Below are 18155 nucleotides of genomic sequence, written 5' to 3'. Positions count from 1 at the left end.
CGGCGGTTCCGCTCCGTATACCCGTCCGTCAAAGGCAAGTCGGCACTGAGGACGGACGGCATGACACCTCTCTTCTCCAGGGGCGGTTCGGGACGCAAGGGCCTGGCCACGCTCATCTGCGGCGCGTTGGCCGCCGGAGGGCTCGCAGCCGCCGGCGTCGCCACGCTGGCACCCGGGGCGGCCTCCGCCTCCTCCCACCGGGAGGCCCCGCTGATCTCGGGCACCCCGCAGTACGACAACACCGACCTGTACGCGTTCGTCAGCCCGGACAAGCCCGACACGACGACGATCGTGGCGAACTGGATCCCCTTCGAGGAACCGGCCGGCGGACCGAACTTCTACACGTTCGCCGACGACGCCCAGTACGACCTCCACATCGACAACAACGGCGACGCGCAGGGCGAGCTGGTCTTCCGCTACACCTTCAAGACGCACACGAAGAACGGGAACACGTTCCTCTACAACACCGGTCCCGTCACCAGCCTGGACGACCCCGACCTCAACATCACCCAGACGTACGACATCGACCTCATCAAGGTCCGGGGCGGGCACGAGATGTCGAAGACCAAGCTGGCCGACGACGTGCCGGTGGCGCCGTCGAACGTCGGCAAGGCGTCCATGCCGGACTACGGCAAGCTGCGGGCGCAGGCGGTGTACAAGACGGCGGGCGGCGCCGCGACCTTCGCCGGGCAGGCGGACGACCCGTTCTTCGCGGACCTGCGCGTCTTCGACCTGCTGTACGGCGGAAACCTCACCGAGGTCGGCCGGGACACCCTCAAGGGCTACAACGTCAACACCATCGCCCTCCAGGTCCCGAACGACCTGATCCGGGAGTCCTCCCACCAGCCCGTCGTCGGCATCTGGTCCACCACCCAGCGCCGTAACGCCCAGGGCTACTACAGCCAGGTCTCGCGCCTCGGCAACCCGCTGGTCAACGAGGTCGTCAACCCGCAGAAGGACAAGGACAGGTTCAACGCGTCCCAGCCCGCGTACGACGCCCAGTTCCTGAAGAACGTCACCAACCCCGAGCTGCCGAAGCTCATCGAGTCCATCTACAAGATCAAGGCGCCCGCGGAGCCGCGCAACGACCTGGTCGACGTCTTCCTCAAGGGCGTCAAGGGCCTCAACCAGCCGCCGCACGTGAAGCCCGCGGAGGAGCTGCGGCTGAACACCTCGGTCAAGCCGAGCATGCACCCGAAGCGGCTGGGCGTGCTGGACGGCGACAACGCGGGCTTCCCGAACGGGCGCCGGCTCGGCGACGACGTGATCGACGCGGCGCTGCAGGTCGTGGAGGGCGAACTGGTCGGTTCGAAGAACGACCTGGGTGACGCGGTCGACAAGAACGACAAGAAGTTCGAGAACTACTTCCCCTACGTCGCCCAGCCCACGTCCGGTTCGCGCGGCGCGCTCGCCAAGGGCACGACGGCGGGGACGGACGTGCGCAGCCAGCTCGGGGACGCCCTCCAGCCGGCCGGTTCCTCTTCCGGCGGCTCCGGCAACACCATGCTGATCGCGGCGTCGGCGGCCTCCGGCGCGGCCGGGATCCTGCTGCTCGGCACCGTCTTCGCCTGGTGGCGCCGGCGTATGCAGCGCGCGTACTGACCCCCTACCCACCGAGACCGGCGCGGCCCGTACTCCCCCCTCCCCCACGGCGGGCCGCGCCTCCCACACGACCGACGGAGGAGAAGGCATGGTCCCGCGCGGGCAGGACGAGGAGCAGAGGGCCGAGGAGCAGAGGACCCCGGAGCGGAAGGCCGGGGAACAGCCGGCCGAGGAACAGAGGACCGGGGAGCAGCCCGCCGAGGAGCACAGGGCCGAGGAACAGCCCGCCGAGAAGCAGAGGACCGGGGAGCAGCCCGCCGAGGAGCACAGGGCCGGGGCGCAGGTGGCACGCGGTGCGGGTGAACGCGTCGGTGACGGGGAGCGGGTCGCCGCCGTGCGGCGGGTCGGGGCCGTCGTGCGGCGCCGGCGGTCCCTGCACCTGGCCTGCTCCGCCGCTCTGCTGGCGGTCGCCATGACCGGCGGGGCCATCGCGCTCGGTGCCGACCGGGCACCGGCGTCCGTGCCGGTCGCCGCCGGTGCCGTGGACCCGGGCGTGCTGGGCGGCGGCGACCTGGACGCGAGCATCACCGCGCTCCAGGCACAGCTGCGGGCACAGCCGAAGGACCACGGCGGCTGGGCCACCCTCGGGCTGGCCTACGTCGAACAGGCGCGGACCAAGGCGGACCCGTCCCGGTACCCGCAGGCGGAACGGGCGCTGAAGCGGTCCCTGTCGCTGGCGCCGGACGACGACCAGGCCCTGGCCGGCCGCGCCGCCCTCGCCGCCGCCCGGCACGACTTCAAGAACGCGCTGACCTTCGCGGACGCGGCCCTGCGCCTGAACCCGTACAGCGAGCGCGCGCTGTCCTCCCGGATCGACGCCCTGGTGGAACTCGGCCGGTACGCCGAGGCGGAGCAGGCCGCGCGGACCGCCGACGCCCGCAGGCCGGGCGTCCCGGTCTTCACCCGGTACGCCTACGTGCACGAGCTGCGCGGGGACGTCGGCACCGCACGCCGGGTGCTGGAACAGGCGCTGTCCGCTGCCGCTTCTCCCGGCGACACCGCGTACGTCGCCACCCAGCTCGGCCAACTCGCCTGGAACCAGGGCGACTACCGGACCGCCCTCACCTTCTACGCGCGCGCCCTCGCCGCCGACGACGGCTACCTCCCGGCGCTGGAGGGCCGGGCCCGCGCCCGGGCCGCGAGCGGTGACCGGGCCGCGGCGATCAAGGACATGGAGGCCGTGGTGGCCCGCTCCCCGCTGCCCGGCCCGCTGGTCGCGCTGGGCGAGCTGTACGAGGCGCGGGGCGCGGCCGGCGACCGTGCGCGGGCCCGGCAGCAGTACGCGCTGGTCGACGCCTGGATCGCGCTGGCCCGCGCCAACGGCGTCAACGCCGATCTGGACACCGCGCTGGCCGCCGCCGACCACGGCGACAAGGGCGCCGCGCTGCGCGCGGCCCGCGCCGAGTGGGCCCGCCGGCACACCGTGCACACCGCGGACGCGCTCGCCTGGGCCCTGCACGTCAACGGCCGTGACGAGGAGGCCCTGCCCTACGCCCGCCGGGCCACCGCCACCGGCTACCGCAACGCCGCCTTCCTCTACCACCGCGGCGTGATCGAGCTGGCCACGGGCCACGCGCGGGACGGCCGTGCCTCCCTGCGGGCGGCCCTGGCCCTGAACCCCGGCTTCTCCCCGCTGGGCGCCGCCGAGGCCCGTACGGCACTGGAGGCCGCGAAGTGAAGCTGCGTCTGCCGTTCGTCCTCGTCGCCGCCGGCACCCTCGCACTCCTCCCGGTCGGCACCGCGAGCGCGCACCCGCTCGGCAACTTCACCGTCAACCGCTACGACGGTCTCGTCGCCGCCCCCGGCCGGCTCCGCGTCGACCATGTGGAGGACCTCGCCGAGATCCCGGCGACCCAGGCCAAGCCCGACATCCAGCGGCTGGGCCTCACCGCGTGGGCCGAAGGGCGGTGCGCCGGGGCCGCGCGGGACAGCGGGCTCACCGTCGAGGGGCGCCACACCGCGCTGGCCACCGGTTCCGCCCGGGCCGAGCTGCGCCCGGGGCAGGCCGGGCTGAACACGCTGCGGGTGGAGTGCCGGTTCACCGCGCCGCTTCCCCGGGGGAAGTCCGTCACCCTCGGCTTCCACGGCGCGGGGGCCTCCGGCGGGCCCGGCTGGCGGGAGATCACCGCGCGCGGCGACCGTATGACGCTCACCTCGACGGACGTACCGAAGACCTCCGTGTCGCACGAACTGACGACGTACCCCAAGGACCTGCTGTCCTCCCCGGCCGACACCGCCACCGCCTCCGTGCGCGTGCGCCCCGGTGGTCCGGCCCTCGCCGAGGAGCGGCAGGACGCCCCGGGCGCCGCGGTGCTGCCCCGGGGCGCCGACCGCTGGACCCGCGCCCTGGACGACCTCGTGGCCCGGCACGACCTCACGCTCGGCTTCGCCGCGCTGGCCCTGCTCGTCGCCGTCGTCCTCGGCGCGATGCACGCCCTGGCACCGGGCCACGGCAAGACCCTGATGGCCGCGACGGCGGCGGCGCGCGGGGGCCGGGCCCGGCCGCGGGACGTACTGCCGCTGGCCGCCTCGGTCACCGTGACCCACACCCTCGGCGTGGTCGCCCTGGGCCTCCTCGTCACGGCCGGCTCCGCGGCCACACCCGCGGTGATCTCCTGGCTGGGCATCGCCAGCGGCGCGCTGGTGCTCGGGGCGGGCGTCACCCTCGTCCGCCGGGCCTGGCACAGTCGCGTGCGGGGTGCCGGGACTCGCCACGAGCATGTGGAGCGGCGGGAGTTGGTGACGGTGGGCGCGGAACACAGCGCCGCTCACCGGCATCACCACCATCACAGTGGTGAGCACACCCATGGGGACCACTCACACACGCACACCCACACACACGGGGACCACTCACATGGGGGGCACACCCATACCCACGGCGGTCACACCCACACCCACCCCGTCGCACCGACCCTCCGCGGCACGATCCTGCTCGGATTCGCCGGGGGGCTCGTGCCCAGTCCGTCCGCCGTGGTCGTCCTCGTCGGCGCCGCCGCGCTCGGCAAGGCCTGGTTCGGGCTGCTGCTCGTCGTGGCGTACGGGGCGGGTCTCGCGCTGACGCTCACCGCCGCCGGTTTCGCCGTCGTACGGCTGGGCGCGGGGGCGGCCCGGGTGCTGGAGCGGCGCCCGCGCTGGACGGCCCACCCGCTGACCGCGCTGGTGCGCCGCACCCTGCCGCTCGTGTCGGCGCTGGCGGTGCTGGCGCTGGGCGTGGGACTGGTGCTCAAGGGGGCCGCGTCCGCCTTCGGCTGAGCCGTTCGTGCACGAGGGCCCCGTCGGACGGGGCCCCCTTCGCCGTCGGGCTCGCCCTGAGCAGGTTCGCTCGGAGGGGCGAGCCCGTACGGGTCGGACCACACGTCGGACCGTGGGTCAGGCCGTGCGTCAGGTCATGGTTCGGGTCACGCGTCAGGTCATGGTTAGGGTCACGGGGTTCAGGCCGCGTTGTTGAAGACCGGCAGGTAGCCGCCGGACTGGCCGGACGCGGTCGGGTGGTACGACTCGCCGATGTCGAGCCAGTTGACGCTGTGCAGCCAGGAGTTGCCGGAGCAGATCTCGTGGCCGGAGAACGTGGTGCGGACGTCGCCGAAGACGAAGTTGTGGGCGGTGGCACGGGCCTTGATGGCGGAGTCGATGTAGTCGGCGGCGCCGTTGATCGCGGAGCGCTTGGTCTCCGAGAGGCCGAGGCACGACTGGCCGAGCAGGTAGAAGCGGGGGTAGCCGATGACGACGACCCGGGCGGACGGGGCCTTGGCGCTGATCGCGTTGTAGACGGTGTCGAGCTTGCCGGGGAGCGTGTTGGCGACGTACGCCTTGGCGGTGTCGATGCGGGACAGACAGGTGCTGTCGGAGCTGGTCACGCAGGTGGTCATGACGTCGGCGAAACCGGCGTCGTTGCCGCCGACGGTGATGGACACCAGTGAGGTGGAGGAGTTCAGCGAGCCGAGCTGGCCCGCGAGCACATCGTCCGTCGTGGCGCCGGAGCAGGCGTTGAAGGCGAACGAGGAGGGGCTGTTCGCGGCGTTCCACAGGTACGGGTACGCCTTCGTGCTGCGGTCGCAGCTGCCGCTGGAGCTGATGTAGCTGCCGGCGCCCACTCCGGAGGAGTAGGAGTCGCCGAGCGCCACGTAGCCGCCGGCCGCGGCTGTCGAGGAAGCCTGCGCCGAAGCGGCCCCGGTGAGACCGAGGCCTGCGGCGAGGAGGAGCGAGGTCACGAATCCGGTAAGTCGGGAACGTCTCATGGAACCTCCCTTTAGCAGGATCTCTGCCTCAACTTTGGTAGCAGCTACGCGTGTTGACGGGAAGTGTTCATGTCAAAACTTTTGTGATCTCAACGAGATGAGCCGGAAACATTCACTGTTCATCTATTGCGCGTGCATGTCCCGTGTGTTGACGGGCGGTCAGCCCCGGGACGGGCGGGCGGGCAGGGAACACCCGGAGCAAGGGAGGGAAATGCCGTGCACGGACCACACCTGTGACGGATCATGGCGGCATGTCTGCCAACCCACACGACGCTCTGCCGATCCGGCTCCACGTCGACGACTCCGACTCGCCGTCCGACGTCGTCGACGCGCTGTTCCTCGGCCGCTTCGCGACGGGCGAGCAGCCGTACTCGCACGCCGCGAACATCGACCGGGTGCGCTCGGGCGCGACCCTGCTGCCGGAGGGCGCCCGCGTCCTGCGGACGGCCCGCGACGACGACCGCAGCGCGACCCTCGCCGAGGGGGACGGCTGGACCCTGCTGGTCTCCCGCTGGAACCGGGGCGCGGACGTCACGGTCACCGCGACCAGCGCCGAACTGGCGGAGCGGATCCTCGGCCAGGCCACGGACGGCGCGGCCGACGAGCCGGAACCGCAGCCGGAGAACGTGACGATGGGGTTCTGGTACGTCTCGCCCCGGCGCGGCCCGCACCGCACCACCCGCCAGATCTCCGCGGGCACCTGGGAGGAGGTCCGGCCCAACTACACGGCTCCGGTGGCCGAGGCCATGGACCGCCTGATGGAGACGACCCCGGAGGACATCGCGGGCCGGCTGCTCCTCCTCCACGGCCCGCCGGGCACCGGCAAGACCTCCGCCCTGCGCACCCTGGCCCGCTCCTGGCGGGACTGGTGCCAGGTCGACTGCGTGCTGGATCCGGAGCGGCTCTTCTCCGACGTCGGCTATCTGATGGACATCGCGATCGGCGAGGACGACGGCGCGGGCAAGGGCCGCTGGCGGCTGCTGCTGCTGGAGGACTGCGACGAGCTGATCCGCGGGGAGGCCCGGCACACGGCGGGCCAGGCGCTGTCCCGGCTGCTGAACCTCACCGACGGCCTGCTCGGCCAGGGCCGCAACGTCCTGGTCGGCGTCACCACCAACGAGGACCTGGAGCGCCTGCACCCGGCCGTGGTCCGCCCCGGCCGCTGCCTGGCCCGCATCGAGGTGGGTCCGCTGACCCGCGCGGAGGCGGTGAACTGGCTCGGCACCGAGGAGGGTGTGGGCCGCGAGGGGGCGACCCTGGCCGAGCTGTACGCGTTGCGCCGGGGCACCGCGCCGACGTCGGTGCCGGGTGCGCGCGAGGGTGCGGACGCGGGGCTGTACCTGTAGTGCTTTCATGAGGGTATGACCCTGTTCGTCGGCACGTCGGGGTGGCAGTACAAGGACTGGCGGGACCTCGTCTATCCGGCCGGGGTGCCGGCGCGGCTGTGGCTGGAGGAGTACACCCGGCTGTTCGCGACCGTGGAGATCAACAATGCGTTCTACCGGCTGCCGTCGTACGACACCTTCGCCGCCTGGCGTGAGCGGGTGCCGCCGGAGTTCGTGGTCGCGGTCAAGGCCAGCCGGTACCTCACCCACATCAAGCGGCTCAAGGAGCCCGAGGAGCCGGTGCACCGCCTGATGAGCCACGCGGCGGGTCTCGGCGACCGGCTGGGCCCGGTCCTCCTGCAGCTCCCGCCCACCCTGCGCGCCGACCCGCCGCTGCTGGACGCCTGCCTGGCGTGCTTCCCCCCGGGTACGCGGGTCGCGGTCGAACCCCGCCACGACTCCTGGTGGACGCCGCAGGTACGGCAGGTGCTGGAATCCCGGAAGGCCGCCCTGTGCTGGGCGGACGTCCTCGCCCGCCCGGTCACCCCGCTGTGGCGCACCACCGACTGGGGCTACGTCCGCTTCCACCAGGGCCGCGCCCGGCCGTGGCCGCGCTACGGCCGCCGTTCCCTGGACACCTGGGTGGACCGCATCGCGACCACCTGGTCCGACGGGGAGGACGTCCACGCCTACTTCAACAACGACCCCGGGGGCGCGGCCGTGCGGGACGCGGTGACGTTCGGCAGGGCAGCGAGGAGGGCGGGCCTGACGGTGACGAGAACCCCGGAGCCGACGAAGCCCGGCTGACTTTCCCCGCCGCAGCGGCGCTCGGCCACGGCGGCGGAATCCGGCGGTGCCGTACCCCCCTCAGCCCTCGCCGCCAGCCCTCGCCGTCAGCCCTCGCCGTACGCCGCCCGCAGGGCCTCCCGTACGGTGCCCAACGCCTCGGCCTCCCCCAGTCCCAGCCGGCGCACACGCTCGGCGTAGGCCTGGGCGGCGGCTGCTGCCTCCCGTTCCGCGGCCGAGCCGGCGGCAGCCACGAACGTGCCGTTGCGCCCCCGGGTCTCGATCACCCCGTCGCCCTCCAGCGCCCGGTACGCCTTGGCCACCGTGTTCACCGCGAGCCCCAGGGACTCGGCCAGTCCTCGCACGGTCGGCAGCCGGTACCCGACCGGGAGCGTCCCGGACCGCGCCTGCTCGGAGATCTGCGCCCGCACCTGCTCGTACGGGGGCGCGCTGTCATCGATGCGGATCTTCAGGCTCACACGGCCGATTGTCCCGCACCCGCGGGAAAATGAGAGGCAGCCCCGTCGTCCCGCCCCGTACGGTGCCTCCTCATGACAGTGCTCGTGCGTGCCCTCCGCCCCGACGTACCGGCCGACGCCGAGGGTTTCGCCCGCGTCCGCCGGCTCGCCCTGCCCTACATCCTGTTCACCGCGGACTCGGTGCGGCACACGGTCCTCCATGTCCACCCCGACGCCCGGTTCCGGCCGCTGGTCGCGGAGGAGGACGGCGAGATCATCGGCACGGCGCAGGTCCATCTGATCCACGACAGCCCCGACCCGGGCCAGGGCTCCCTGAACGTGTACGTCCGCCCGGACCGGACCCACCGCGGCGCCGGCCGGCTGCTGGTCCGGGCCGCCGAGGAGTACCTGGCGGACCTGGGTGCGAGCAGACTGCTGGCCTGGGCCCTGGACGAGCCGGACAACCGGGCGTTCGCCGAGCGGCGCGGCTACCGGCCGGGCCGCAGCGCGCACTTCCTCCGGCTCGACCTGGCGCACGGCACGCTCCCGCCGCTCCCGGAGATCCCGCCGGGCGTGGAACTGCGGACGGCCGCCGACTTCGCGGACGATCCCCGGCCGCTGTTCGAGCTGGACGCGGAGACGGTACGGGACGAACCGAGCGACGTGGACTACGAGTTCACGGACTACGACGCCTGGCTCGCGGAGACCTGGAACCACCCGCTGCTGAACCGGGAGCTGACCACGGCCGCCTGTGTCGACGGCCGGCCGGTCGCCTTCACCGTGGCGTACACCGACGGCGGCTCCCGCTACTCCTCGGCGATGACCGGCACGGCACGCGCCCACCGCGGCCGCGGCCTGGCCGGGCTCGCCAAGGCCCACTCCCTGCACCGGGCCCGCGCCGCCGGTGTCACCGAGGCCTTCACGGGCAACGACACCGGCAACGATCCGATGATCGCGATCAACAAGCGGCTCGGCTACGAGATCTGCGCGACGGAGGTGCGCTATGTCCGTGAACTCGGCTGAGCCGGGAGCCCGGTTGGAGGTCGTCCTGGTCAAGGCGGGCCGTACGAAGATCCGTTACCCGGCGGAGCTGCTCCAGGACGACGGCAACCGGATCACCGTACGCGCTCCGTGGGCGGGCTCCGGAGTCCGGGACTTCGGGTTCGTGCGGTTCGAGCCCGGCGACGTGTTCACCGAGTACTACTGGCGGGACCGGTGGTACTCGGTGAAGGAGGTGCGGGCCGCGGACGGTTCGGTCAAGGGCTGGTACTGCGACGTCACACGGCCCGCCGTCCTCCTCCCCCCGGGAACTCGCCCGGACGGGGAGACCGCCGTCGGGCCCGGCCTCGTCGTGGAGGACCTCGACCTGGACCTGTGGCGCTCCGCGGACGGGCGGGACGTGCGGCGCCTCGACGAGGACGAGTTCGCCGGGAGCGGGCTCACGGAGACCGACCCGCAGGCCGCGTCCGCCGCGGTGGCCGCGCTCGACACGCTGGAGGCGCTGGCGTCCCGCGCCGACGGCTTCGAGGAGCTGCTGTCCTGACCCCCCGTCCCGGCCGGCACCGCTGTCACACCCCGGCCACGACCGCGTACCGCTCGTCGTCCACGTCCTTGCCCCACAACAGCGAGTGTCCGGACAGGTGCTCCACGCGCACGTCCCGGGCGAGCGGCTCCAGCAGGGCGGCGAGCCGCGCGGCCGGTATGCCGACCGGGGCGATCGTCCCCCAGACGCCCTCGACCAGCACGAACCGGCCTCCGGGACGGAGCAGGCCCCGCCAGTGCCGGAGTGCTCCGGCGGGGTCGGGCAGCGCCCACAGCACGTGGCGTACGAGCACCACGTCGAAGCGCCGGTCCCCCACGGGCGGGGCCGCGGCGTCCCCGCACAGGATCTCCGCCGGGTGCCCGGCGAGCTTGGCCCGGGCGCGCTCGGCCATCGCCGGGGACCGGTCGACCCCGGTCACCCGGTGCCCCTGCCCGGCGGCGAGGAGTGACAGGCTGCCGGTTCCGCAGCCGAGGTCGAGGACGTCGGCGGGGTGCTCGGGCAGCCAGGCGCGGAGCCGGTCCGCCCAGGCCGCGCGGACCCCGGCGTCGCGCAGGCCGTGGTCGGGTTCGTCGTCGAAGGCCGCGGCTTGTGCATCCCAGTCCGTTTCCTGGGCAGCCGCAACCCCGTGCGTGTTCTCGCTCGTCATTCCCGGAGAGTGACACACGCCACTGACAGTGCGGACGTGACAGCCGCCACTGACAACCCGGCACCGATGAGGAACTCTCCCCACAAGCGTCTGCCTCCGTGACAACGCGGAACACGGTAGGCACTGAAGGAGGCAGCAGCCATGCGCCGTGCAACCGTGCAGAAGCCCCTGAAGAGGACGGACAGCCGCCGGATCCGCGAAGAGGCGGAGGAACGCCCGGCAGGGCGCCCGGAGGTCCGCAAGGACATCGCCCGGACCTGGTGGCCGGACGGCTGACACGGGCACGGCCCCGCCCGGTTCGGTCCGGCCCGGCTCACGTCGATTCAACTCGGTGCGGCTCGGCTCAGCAGCTTGCGGTAGTGGACACGGTCGTACGGGCCGTCGACCCGGCGCGCCACGACCTCGTAGCCGTACCTCGGGTAGATCTTCTGGTTCTCCCACATCATCGCGTTCGTGTAGAGCCTGATCTCGCCGAGCCCCAGTTCCCGCGCACGGGCGTCGACGAAGTGCAGCAGCCGGCGTCCGACGCCCGTGCCGTGGGCGCTCGGGTGGACGGCGATGCTGTCCAGGAAGAGGTGGTCGGCGTGCGCCTCGACCACCACCAGCCCGACGACGGGCTCCCCCGTGACGAACACCCTGCCCGCGGCCACGTCGGCCGCGTGGTCCGCCTCCATGGGCTGGGGCACCACACCGATGCGCTCGATGTAGGGGTGGTAGGCCGCGTCCGTCACCGCCTTCACCGCCGCCGTGTCCTCAGGGCCGGCGGCCCGGACCCGTCCCGTGTCGTTGTCGTTCTCGTGCCGGTCGTCGTGCTGGTCGGTCATGCCCGCACGGTATCCGCCCGGGCATCTGCCTGAGCGCAGTCTGAGCGCTCCCTTAAGCGCACCATAAGGATCTCCTCCAGCCGCTCCCAGCAGGGGATTTCGCGGTTTTCTGGGGCTAGCTTCTGATCACCGCCGCGGGATTCAGCCCACCCCCAGGACCGTTCCGAGGAGTTCCCCATGTCCGCACGCCGCAAGGCCGCCGCCGCAGCCGCGCTCGGTCTCACCGCGCTCGCGCTGTGTGCCGCCCCCGCGTCCGCGCACGGTTCCATGGGTGACCCGGTCAGCCGTGTCGCGCAGTGCTACGCGGAGGGTCCGGAGAGCCCGGAGTCGGCCGCGTGCAAGGCGGCCGTGGCGGCCGGCGGCACCCAGGCCCTGTACGACTGGAACGGCATCCGGATCGGCGACGCGGCCGGGCGGCACCGGCAGCTGGTCCCGGACGGCAAGCTGTGCAGCGCGGGCAACGAGGAGTTCAAGGGGCTCGACCTGGCCCGCGCCGACTGGCCGGCGACGAGCGTGCACGCGGGGTCGTACACCTTCCGGTACCGCGTGACCGCCCCGCACAAGGGCACCTTCACCGTCTACGCCACCAAGCCCGGTTACGACCCGGCGAAGCCTCTGGCCTGGTCCGAGCTGGACCTGGAGCACCCGGTGGCGACGGCCACCGACCCGGTCCCGTCCGGCGGTTTCTACACGTTCGCCGGCACCCTGCCCGAGCGGTCCGGCCGGCACCTGCTGTACGCGGTCTGGCAGCGCTCGGACAGCCCGGAGGCCTTCTACTCCTGCTCGGACGTCGACTTCGGCGGCAGCGGCAGCGGCGGTACGGCTCCCTCACCGAACGCCCCCGCACCGAGCGCCCCGGCGCCGAGCGCCCCGGTGCCGAGTGCCTCCGCGCCCTCGGACGAGCAGATCGCGGACGGCGCCGGCAAGTCGACGATCGGGCACCACGGGCACGGTGACGACGCCGCGAGCACCTCGGCGGAGCCGTCCGCGGCGGCCCCGGTCAACCGGCTGGAGGCCACCGGGACTTCGGCGGATCTCGCCGAGACGGGTGCCTCCGCCGGCACCTTCTCCCTCGCGGTCGGCGGCGCGGCGGCGCTGGCGGCCGGTTCCGCGGTGCTGTTCCTGTCGGTGCGGCGGCGCGCGGCGGGGGGCGGCCACCGCCGGTGAGGGGTTCCGGGGCCTGTCCGGCGGCTCAGGCCGGACAGGCCCCGGCGGCGTCTCAGCTGAAGGCGGAGGCGCAGGTGGTGGCGGTGGCGTGGGCCGGGTCGAGGGCGTTGGCCACCTCGTGGAAGGCGATGCGGTCGAACAGGCCGATCGCGAGGTGTTCGGAGAGGTCGAGCGGGCACAGGTCCTGGAGATGGACGTTGCGGACGTCGGAACCGCTCAGGTACTGGGTGCGCCAGGGGGTGACCACCTCGTCGTACTGGGTGGCGAGGACCGTGTAGCGCACCCCGGGGACGGTGTCGCCGCCCGTGTTGAGCTTGGTGAGGAAGGCGGAGCCGGTGATCTGGTCGGCGAGGCCGGGGGTGGTGGCCTTGAGCAGGTCCTCGGCGCCGGGGAAGTACGGCAGCAGGTGGGTGAGGCCGTCCAGGTCGGTGCCGTGGTTGTCGGGGGCGATGCCGACGAGGGCGTTCACCTTGGCGGCTCCGCCGAGGAACCTCAGGTAGTAGCGGGGCATCATGCCGCCCTGGGAGTGTCCGACCAGGTCGGCCTTGGCGGCTCCGGTGGCGGCGAGCACCTTGTCGACGAAGGCGGACAGCTGCTCGGCCGACTTGTCGATGGGGCCGAGGCCGTGGAAGAGGGGGACGCCGGGCAGCTCGCCGTAGTCGAGGGAGTAGACGCAGTATCCGCGGCTCGTCAGGTAGGGGGCGAGGCCGAGCCAGTTGTCGACCGAGTTGCCGAAGGTGCCGTGGACGAGGACGACGGGGCGGGGGTGGGCGGCGGAGGGCTTGCAGGAGTAGTCGTTCCAGCCGCTGCTGGGGGCGGCGCTGTCCGAGGCGCTGGCGGTGGCGGCGGGGACGACGGCGACGGCGGCGGTGAGGAGCAGCGCGGCGAGGGGTCTCAGGGCGCGCTTCCAGGGCAGCATCGTGTGATCTCCTTGCGGCTCAAGGGGAGGTGCACGGCCAACCCTGTGATCCGGATCACGGGATGCTGTTCATTCGTCAAGTTACGGGCGAGTAGTGCAAGTGTGAAGTTACGCGTCAGTAAAAACTTCCAGTGATAACCGGGGCCTCCGCGGGCCCGCCCGAGGGGTCAGGCCGCGAGGCTGCCCGGGATCACCGCCCGCGGCCCGAACTTCGCCCGCGCGCGGTCCGCGACCTCCTCGATGCGGCGGGCCTTCTCGTCCACGGGGTCGAAGGTGAGCTGGTGGGACGCCTGGTCGGCGGGGGTCAGCCCCTCGGCGCGCAGGGTGAGGGCGCGGACCCGGGCACGCTGGAGGCCGAGCGCCTCGTACATGCCGTAGGCCGCCCGGGTCAGGGCCGCCGAGTGCGCGGTCGGCTCCTTCAGGGTGCGGCTTCGGGTGGTGGCGGACCGGTCGGCGTAGCGCACGGTGAGGGTCAGGGTGCGGCAGACCTTCTCCACCGCGCGCAGCCGGGCGCCGGTCTCCTCGGCGGCCGACAGCAGCTCCCTGCGGTGCCGGGCGGGGTCCAGCTCGTCGATGCCGAAGGCCCGTTCCGTCGTCAGCGAGCGCGCCACGGCGTTCGGGACGACCCGGCCGCGGTCGATGCCGCTCGCCTTCTCGCGCAGCTCCCGGCCCGCCTTCGCGCCGATCAGCCGCTGGAGCGTGGACAGCGGCGCGGCGGCGACCCGGCCCAGGGTGTCCAGGCCGTACTCGTCCAGGGTGCGGGCGGTCGCCGCGCCGACGCCGGGCAGCGCGGCGACGGGCTTGCCGGCGAGGAACTCGGCGACGGCGTCCTCGGGCACCGCGCAGGTCACCCCGGGCCGGGCGTCACGCAGCGCCACGCGGGCCAGCATCGGGCCCGGCCCGGCGCCGATCACGCAGTCGACGCCGTACCGCGCGAGGGCCCGCACCCGGATCACCGAGGCCAGCTCCACCGCGCTGCGCCCGAAGTACCGCTCGGCGCCGCGCAGATCGGCCAGCGCCCCGTCCGGCGGCAGCGCCTCCACGACCGGGGTGAACTCCTCCAGCAGCCCCAGCAGTCCCGGCAGGGCCGCCTCGTACATCGGTGGCAGCTGGAAACGTACGCAGAGAATGGTCATCCCGCACTCCCCGGGCTCTGGTGCCACAACTTCCGTATCGCCGCCGGCCCTTGCGCGGCGTCCTGGCCGGCGGGCCGCAGATCGGCCCAGGGGTGCATCTCGTACCCCGTGGGCATGCGGATCGTCCGGTCCGTCATCGGGTCACGGGCCGCGGAGCCGGCCGGCGCGGGCAGCCCCTCGCAGCCGGCGAGCCGGGCCCGGAGCGCACCGCCGTCGTCCCCGGCCGGGGAGCCGTCCGTGCCGGACGGTCCGGCCAGCCGGGCCGCGACCCCGTCGAGCCCCTCCGCGTGCCGCACCTCCACCAGGTCGGCGAGGTTCCAGGCGGCGGAGCCGACCACGCTCAGGCTGCGCGGGCCGCGCCGCTGCACCACTCCGCGCACCAGCAGCAGCCACGAGTGGAAGACGGTGTGGGCGCACGCGTCGTGCGAGTCGTCGAAGAACGCCAGGTCGACCAGGCCCGTGCCGTCGTCCAGGGTGGAGAAGATGACCCGCTTGCCGGAGCGGACCGGCGGGGTCTGGGTGGCCGCCTTGGCGCCCGCGACCAGCACGGTCTCACCGTGCCGGGCCTCGCGCAGCCGGCGCGCGGAGACCACGCCCAGCTCCGTGAGGAACTCCCGGTGGTCGTCCATCAGATTGCGCGAGGCGTCCATGGACAGCACGCCCAGCTCGGCGCTGAGCCGCTCCGCCGAGGTCAGGTCCGGCAGCCCGGCCGGCGCGGTCCTCCGCCCGCCCGCCAGCGGGAGCTGGCCTCCGCCGCCGCCCCGGGCGCCCCGGTGCAGTTCGGTCAGGTGCAGTTGCAGGTCCCGCCGGTTGGCGCCGAAGGCGTCCAGCGCGCCCACCTGCGCGAGCCTTTGGGCGAGCGGCCGGCTCGGCCGGGCCCGCTCCCAGAAGTCCACCAGCGAGGAGTACGGCTGCCCGTCCGCGATCCGCTTCGCCTCGGCCTCGCTGATGCCGTGGACGTCGCAGAGGGCGAGCCGCAGCCCCCACACCGCCGGCGATTCAGACACCAGTTCGATCCTGTGTGCGACCCCGGAGACGTTCACGTCCAACGGCAGGACCGGCACCCCGCGCCGCCGGGCGTCCGCCAGCAGCAGCCGCTTCGGGTACATCCCGGGGTCGTGCGTGAGCAGCCCGGCGTAGAAGGCGGCCGGGTGGTGCGCCTTCAGCCACGCCGACTGGTAGGTGGGTACGGCGAAGGCGACGGCGTGCGCCTTGCAGAAGCCGTACGACCCGAAGGCCTCCACGATCTCCCAGGTCCGCCGGATCGTCTCCGCGTCGTACCCCCTGGCCGCCGCCTGCTGGGCGAACCACACCCCGATCCGCCCCTGTGACTCCGGATCGGACAGCCCGCGCCGCATCCGGTCGGCCTCGCCCCGCCCGCAGCCGGTCATGACGGCCAGGATGTCGATGACCTGCTCGTGGAAGACGACGACCCCGTACGTCCCCTTCAGCGGCCCCTCCAGGTCCGGGTGCGGATAGCGCACCGGCGCCCGCCCGTGCCGCGCCTCGATGAACGGCCGCACCATGTCGGCGGCGACGGGACCGGGCCGGAACAGCGAGATGTCCACGACCAGGTCGTGGAAGGTGCTCGGCTGGAGCCGTCCCACCAGGTCCCGCTGGCCGGGCGACTCGATCTGGAAGCAGCCCAGCGTCTCGGTGGACCGGATCAGCCGGTACGTCTCCGGGTCCCCCGGCTCCACCGCGTCCAGGTCGATCCGCTCCCCGCTCACCCGCTCCACCTCGGCGACCGCGTGCGCCATCGCCGACTGCATCCGCACGCCCAGCACATCCAGCTTGAGCAGCCCGAGGTCCTCCACGTCCTCCTTGTCGAACTGCGACATGGGCAGCCCCTCACCGCTGGTCGGCACCACCGGCGTACGGGCGAGCAGGGAGGCGTCCGACAGCAGCACCCCGCACGGATGCATGGCGACCCCGCGCGGCAGGGCGTCGAGCGCCTCGACCAGCTCCCACAGCCTGCCGTACTTCTCCTTCTCCCCCGCCAGCCGCTTCAGCTCGGGCAGTTCCTCCAGCGCCGCACGGGCGTCGCGCGCCCGGATGTGCGGGAAGGACTTGGCGATCCGGTCGGTCTCGGCCGGGTCCATGGACAGCGCGGCGCCCACGTCCCGGATCGCGTGCCGGACCCGGTAGGTCTCCGGCATCGAGACGGTGGCGACCCGCTCGCCGCCGAACCGGCCGATGATCGCCCGGTAGACCTCCAGCCGCCGGGCGGACTCCACGTCGATGTCGATGTCGGGCAGCACGACACGCTCCCTGGACAGGAAGCGCTCCATCAGCAGCCCGTGCTCGACGGGGTCGGCGTGCGCGATCCCGAGCAGGTGGTTGACGAGCGACCCGGCGCCGGAGCCGCGGGCGGCCACCCGGATCCCCATCTCCCGTACGTCGTCCACGACCTGGGCGACCGTCAGGAAGTAGGAGGCGAAGCCGTGGTGGGCGATGATGTCCAGTTCGTCGTGCATCCGCTCCCAGTACGCGCGCCGTCCGCCGTACCCGAGCCGCAGCATGCCCGCCGCCGCCCGCGAGGCGAGCGCCCGCTGCGCGGTGCGCCGCCCGGCGCCGACGAGGTGCGCCTCGGGGAAGTACACGCCCCCCATGCCCAGATCGCCCTCGGGGTCGACCCGGCACTCGGCGGCCGTGGCCCCGGTCTGCTCCAGCAGCCGCCGGGCGGTGTCCCGCCGGTACCCGGCCGCCTCCACGATCCGCTCGGCCGCGTCCAGCATGGCCGGCGCGTCCTTCAGCCAGGCCTCACCGGAGTCCAGTTCGCCCCGGGGGTCGATCGGCACCAGGCGCCGCGCGGCGTCCAGCACATCGGCGACCGGACCCTGCCCGGGATCGGCGTACCGGACGGCGTTGCTGAGCACCGGCCGCACCCCCTGCTCGGCGGCGAACCCGACGGTACGGGCCGCCAGCCGCAGGGAACCCTCCCCCGTGCCCGTCCGCCCGTGCCAGACGGCCTCCAGCCGCAGCGCGTCGCCGTAGGCCTCGCGCCACGGGGCCAGCAGTGCCGCCGCCCGGTCGGGCCGCCCGGCGGCGAGTGCCCGCCCCACGTCCGACCCGGGACCGAGCAGCACCACCAGGCCCTCGCCCCGGTGGGCGGCCCAGGCGAGCAGCGGGGTCCCCTCCCCCGCGTGCGCCGCCGTGACGAGCCGGCACAGCTCGGCCCAGCCCCGGGCGCCGTCCCGGGCGAGGAAGGTCACCCGGGGGGCCGACTCGTCCACGAAGGCACCCCCGCGCACCGGCGTCCGCCGCCGGTCGCGCCGTACGGCCTCCCGCGCCTCCACCGCCAGGTCCACCCCGAACAGCGGACGGACGCCCACCCCGGCACACGCCTTGGCGAAGCGCACGGCACCGGCGAGGGTGTCGCGATCGGTCAGGGCGAGGGCGTCCATGCCCCGCTCCGAGGCACGCTCCGCCAGCCGCTCCGGGTGCGAGGCCCCGTACCTCAGGGAGAACCCGGAGACGGTGTGCAGATGCGCGAAGCCCGGCACACCCA

The 18155-nt window shown here is 73.5% G+C and carries 16 protein-coding genes; 9 read left to right on the top strand and 7 right to left on the bottom strand.

Going from position 1 to position 18155, the window contains the following annotated elements:
• The first annotated feature begins 60 nt into the window (after nt 1-60).
• The 3 genes from IEZ20_RS18575 (at nt 61) to IEZ20_RS18565 (ending at nt 4854) form a co-directional block, all read left to right on the top strand.
• Entirely contained in the window at nt 61-1602 is a 1542-nt protein-coding gene (locus IEZ20_RS18575) for a DUF4331 domain-containing protein (protein WP_189300020.1), read from the top strand.
• A gap of 88 nt (nt 1603-1690) precedes the next feature.
• On the top strand, nt 1691-3280 hold the full coding sequence (locus IEZ20_RS18570) for a tetratricopeptide repeat protein (RefSeq protein WP_229896131.1): 1590 nt from the start codon (nt 1691-1693) through the stop codon (nt 3278-3280).
• A complete protein-coding gene (locus tag IEZ20_RS18565) occupies nt 3277-4854 on the top strand; it encodes a HoxN/HupN/NixA family nickel/cobalt transporter (RefSeq protein ID WP_189300018.1) in 1578 nt (525 codons plus the stop codon). The genes IEZ20_RS18570 and IEZ20_RS18565 overlap by 4 nt, the downstream gene beginning before the upstream one ends.
• 179 nt (nt 4855-5033) lie before the next feature.
• Here the strand turns inward: IEZ20_RS18565 and IEZ20_RS18560 are convergent, their stop codons facing one another.
• The gene (locus IEZ20_RS18560; RefSeq protein ID WP_189300015.1) at nt 5034-5840 is read right to left on the bottom strand and encodes an SGNH/GDSL hydrolase family protein; all 807 of its coding nucleotides are present in this window, start codon (nt 5838-5840) and stop codon (nt 5034-5036) included.
• A 251-nt stretch (nt 5841-6091) separates the two neighbouring features.
• On the opposite strand from IEZ20_RS18560, the gene IEZ20_RS18555 reads away from it, so the two are divergent.
• Both IEZ20_RS18555 and IEZ20_RS18550 read left to right on the top strand, forming a co-directional pair.
• Complete coding sequence (locus IEZ20_RS18555; RefSeq protein WP_189300013.1) at nt 6092-7186, top strand: DUF5925 domain-containing protein; 1095 nt, start codon at nt 6092-6094, stop codon at nt 7184-7186.
• 15 nt (nt 7187-7201) lie between these two features.
• A complete protein-coding gene (locus IEZ20_RS18550; RefSeq protein WP_189300011.1) occupies nt 7202-7972 on the top strand; it encodes a DUF72 domain-containing protein in 771 nt (256 codons plus the stop codon).
• An 86-nt stretch (nt 7973-8058) separates the two neighbouring features.
• Here IEZ20_RS18550 and IEZ20_RS18545 read toward each other — a convergent pair whose 3' ends face one another.
• A complete protein-coding gene (locus IEZ20_RS18545; RefSeq protein WP_189300008.1) occupies nt 8059-8430 on the bottom strand; it encodes a GntR family transcriptional regulator in 372 nt (123 codons plus the stop codon).
• A 72-nt stretch (nt 8431-8502) separates the two neighbouring features.
• On the opposite strand from IEZ20_RS18545, the gene IEZ20_RS18540 reads away from it, so the two are divergent.
• Nucleotides 8503-9432, top strand: coding sequence for a GNAT family N-acetyltransferase (locus tag IEZ20_RS18540; protein WP_189300006.1), 930 nt, complete (start codon nt 8503-8505; stop codon nt 9430-9432).
• Nucleotides 9413-9952 carry a ribonuclease FAU-1 family protein gene (locus IEZ20_RS18535; RefSeq protein ID WP_189300004.1) on the top strand — a complete coding sequence of 180 codons (540 nt, stop codon included), beginning with the start codon at nt 9413-9415 and terminating at the stop codon, nt 9950-9952. The genes IEZ20_RS18540 and IEZ20_RS18535 overlap by 20 nt, the downstream gene beginning before the upstream one ends.
• Before the next feature lie 25 nt (nt 9953-9977).
• On the opposite strand, the gene IEZ20_RS18530 is transcribed toward IEZ20_RS18535, so the two are convergent.
• Complete coding sequence (locus IEZ20_RS18530; protein ID WP_189300002.1) at nt 9978-10598, bottom strand: class I SAM-dependent methyltransferase; 621 nt, start codon at nt 10596-10598, stop codon at nt 9978-9980.
• 141 nt (nt 10599-10739) lie between these two features.
• Between IEZ20_RS18530 and IEZ20_RS40405 the strand changes: the two genes are divergently transcribed.
• Nucleotides 10740-10874, top strand: a complete 135-nt coding sequence (locus IEZ20_RS40405; RefSeq protein WP_256464732.1) for a hypothetical protein — start codon at nt 10740-10742, stop codon at nt 10872-10874.
• A gap of 47 nt (nt 10875-10921) precedes the next feature.
• Here IEZ20_RS40405 and IEZ20_RS18525 read toward each other — a convergent pair whose 3' ends face one another.
• Nucleotides 10922-11422: a GNAT family N-acetyltransferase gene (locus IEZ20_RS18525; RefSeq protein ID WP_189300000.1), complete on the bottom strand. Its 501-nt coding sequence runs from the start codon at nt 11420-11422 to the stop codon at nt 10922-10924.
• 177 nt (nt 11423-11599) lie between these two features.
• Here IEZ20_RS18525 and IEZ20_RS18520 point away from each other — a divergent pair, with 177 nt between their 5' ends.
• Nucleotides 11600-12589: a lytic polysaccharide monooxygenase auxiliary activity family 9 protein gene (locus IEZ20_RS18520; RefSeq protein WP_189299998.1), complete on the top strand. Its 990-nt coding sequence runs from the start codon at nt 11600-11602 to the stop codon at nt 12587-12589.
• A 52-nt stretch (nt 12590-12641) separates the two neighbouring features.
• Here the strand turns inward: IEZ20_RS18520 and IEZ20_RS18515 are convergent, their stop codons facing one another.
• The 3 genes from IEZ20_RS18515 to IEZ20_RS18505 all read right to left on the bottom strand — a co-directional run bounded on the left by IEZ20_RS18515 (nt 12642) and on the right by IEZ20_RS18505 (nt 18150).
• A complete protein-coding gene (locus tag IEZ20_RS18515; RefSeq protein ID WP_189299996.1) occupies nt 12642-13508 on the bottom strand; it encodes an esterase/lipase family protein in 867 nt (288 codons plus the stop codon).
• A gap of 167 nt (nt 13509-13675) precedes the next feature.
• Entirely contained in the window at nt 13676-14644 is a 969-nt protein-coding gene (locus tag IEZ20_RS18510; protein WP_189299994.1) for a DNA polymerase Y family protein, read from the bottom strand.
• Nucleotides 14641-18150 carry a DNA polymerase III subunit alpha gene (locus IEZ20_RS18505; protein WP_189299992.1) on the bottom strand — a complete coding sequence of 1170 codons (3510 nt, stop codon included), beginning with the start codon at nt 18148-18150 and terminating at the stop codon, nt 14641-14643. The genes IEZ20_RS18510 and IEZ20_RS18505 overlap by 4 nt, the downstream gene beginning before the upstream one ends.
• Nucleotides 18151-18155: the final 5 nt, after the last annotated feature.

This window comes from Streptomyces cinerochromogenes (assembly GCF_014648635.1).
GTDB classification, from domain to species: Bacteria; Actinomycetota; Actinomycetes; order Streptomycetales; family Streptomycetaceae; genus Streptomyces; species Streptomyces cinerochromogenes.
Note: the sequence above shows the minus strand (reverse complement) of the source record. Positions and strands in the feature narration are given on the sequence as shown.

Excerpts from the sequence above, each read along its gene's own strand:
- IEZ20_RS18555 (WP_189300013.1), top strand. The coding sequence starts at position 6,092 with ATGTCTGCCAACCCACACGACGCTCTGCCGATCCGGCTCCACGTCGAC.
- IEZ20_RS40405 (WP_256464732.1), top strand. The coding sequence starts at position 10,740 with ATGCGCCGTGCAACCGTGCAGAAGCCCCTGAAGAGGACGGACAGCCGC.
- IEZ20_RS18540 (WP_189300006.1), top strand. The coding sequence starts at position 8,503 with ATGACAGTGCTCGTGCGTGCCCTCCGCCCCGACGTACCGGCCGACGCC.
- IEZ20_RS18520 (WP_189299998.1), top strand. The coding sequence starts at position 11,600 with ATGTCCGCACGCCGCAAGGCCGCCGCCGCAGCCGCGCTCGGTCTCACC.
- IEZ20_RS18575 (WP_189300020.1), top strand. The coding sequence starts at position 61 with ATGACACCTCTCTTCTCCAGGGGCGGTTCGGGACGCAAGGGCCTGGCC.
- IEZ20_RS18530 (WP_189300002.1), bottom strand. The coding sequence starts at position 10,598 with ATGACGAGCGAGAACACGCACGGGGTTGCGGCTGCCCAGGAAACGGAC.
- IEZ20_RS18535 (WP_189300004.1), top strand. The coding sequence starts at position 9,413 with ATGTCCGTGAACTCGGCTGAGCCGGGAGCCCGGTTGGAGGTCGTCCTG.
- IEZ20_RS18525 (WP_189300000.1), bottom strand. The coding sequence starts at position 11,422 with ATGACCGACCAGCACGACGACCGGCACGAGAACGACAACGACACGGGA.
- IEZ20_RS18510 (WP_189299994.1), bottom strand. The coding sequence starts at position 14,644 with ATGACCATTCTCTGCGTACGTTTCCAGCTGCCACCGATGTACGAGGCG.
- IEZ20_RS18570 (WP_229896131.1), top strand. The coding sequence starts at position 1,691 with ATGGTCCCGCGCGGGCAGGACGAGGAGCAGAGGGCCGAGGAGCAGAGG.
- IEZ20_RS18515 (WP_189299996.1), bottom strand. The coding sequence starts at position 13,508 with ATGCTGCCCTGGAAGCGCGCCCTGAGACCCCTCGCCGCGCTGCTCCTC.
- IEZ20_RS18560 (WP_189300015.1), bottom strand. The coding sequence starts at position 5,840 with ATGAGACGTTCCCGACTTACCGGATTCGTGACCTCGCTCCTCCTCGCC.
- IEZ20_RS18550 (WP_189300011.1), top strand. The coding sequence starts at position 7,202 with ATGACCCTGTTCGTCGGCACGTCGGGGTGGCAGTACAAGGACTGGCGG.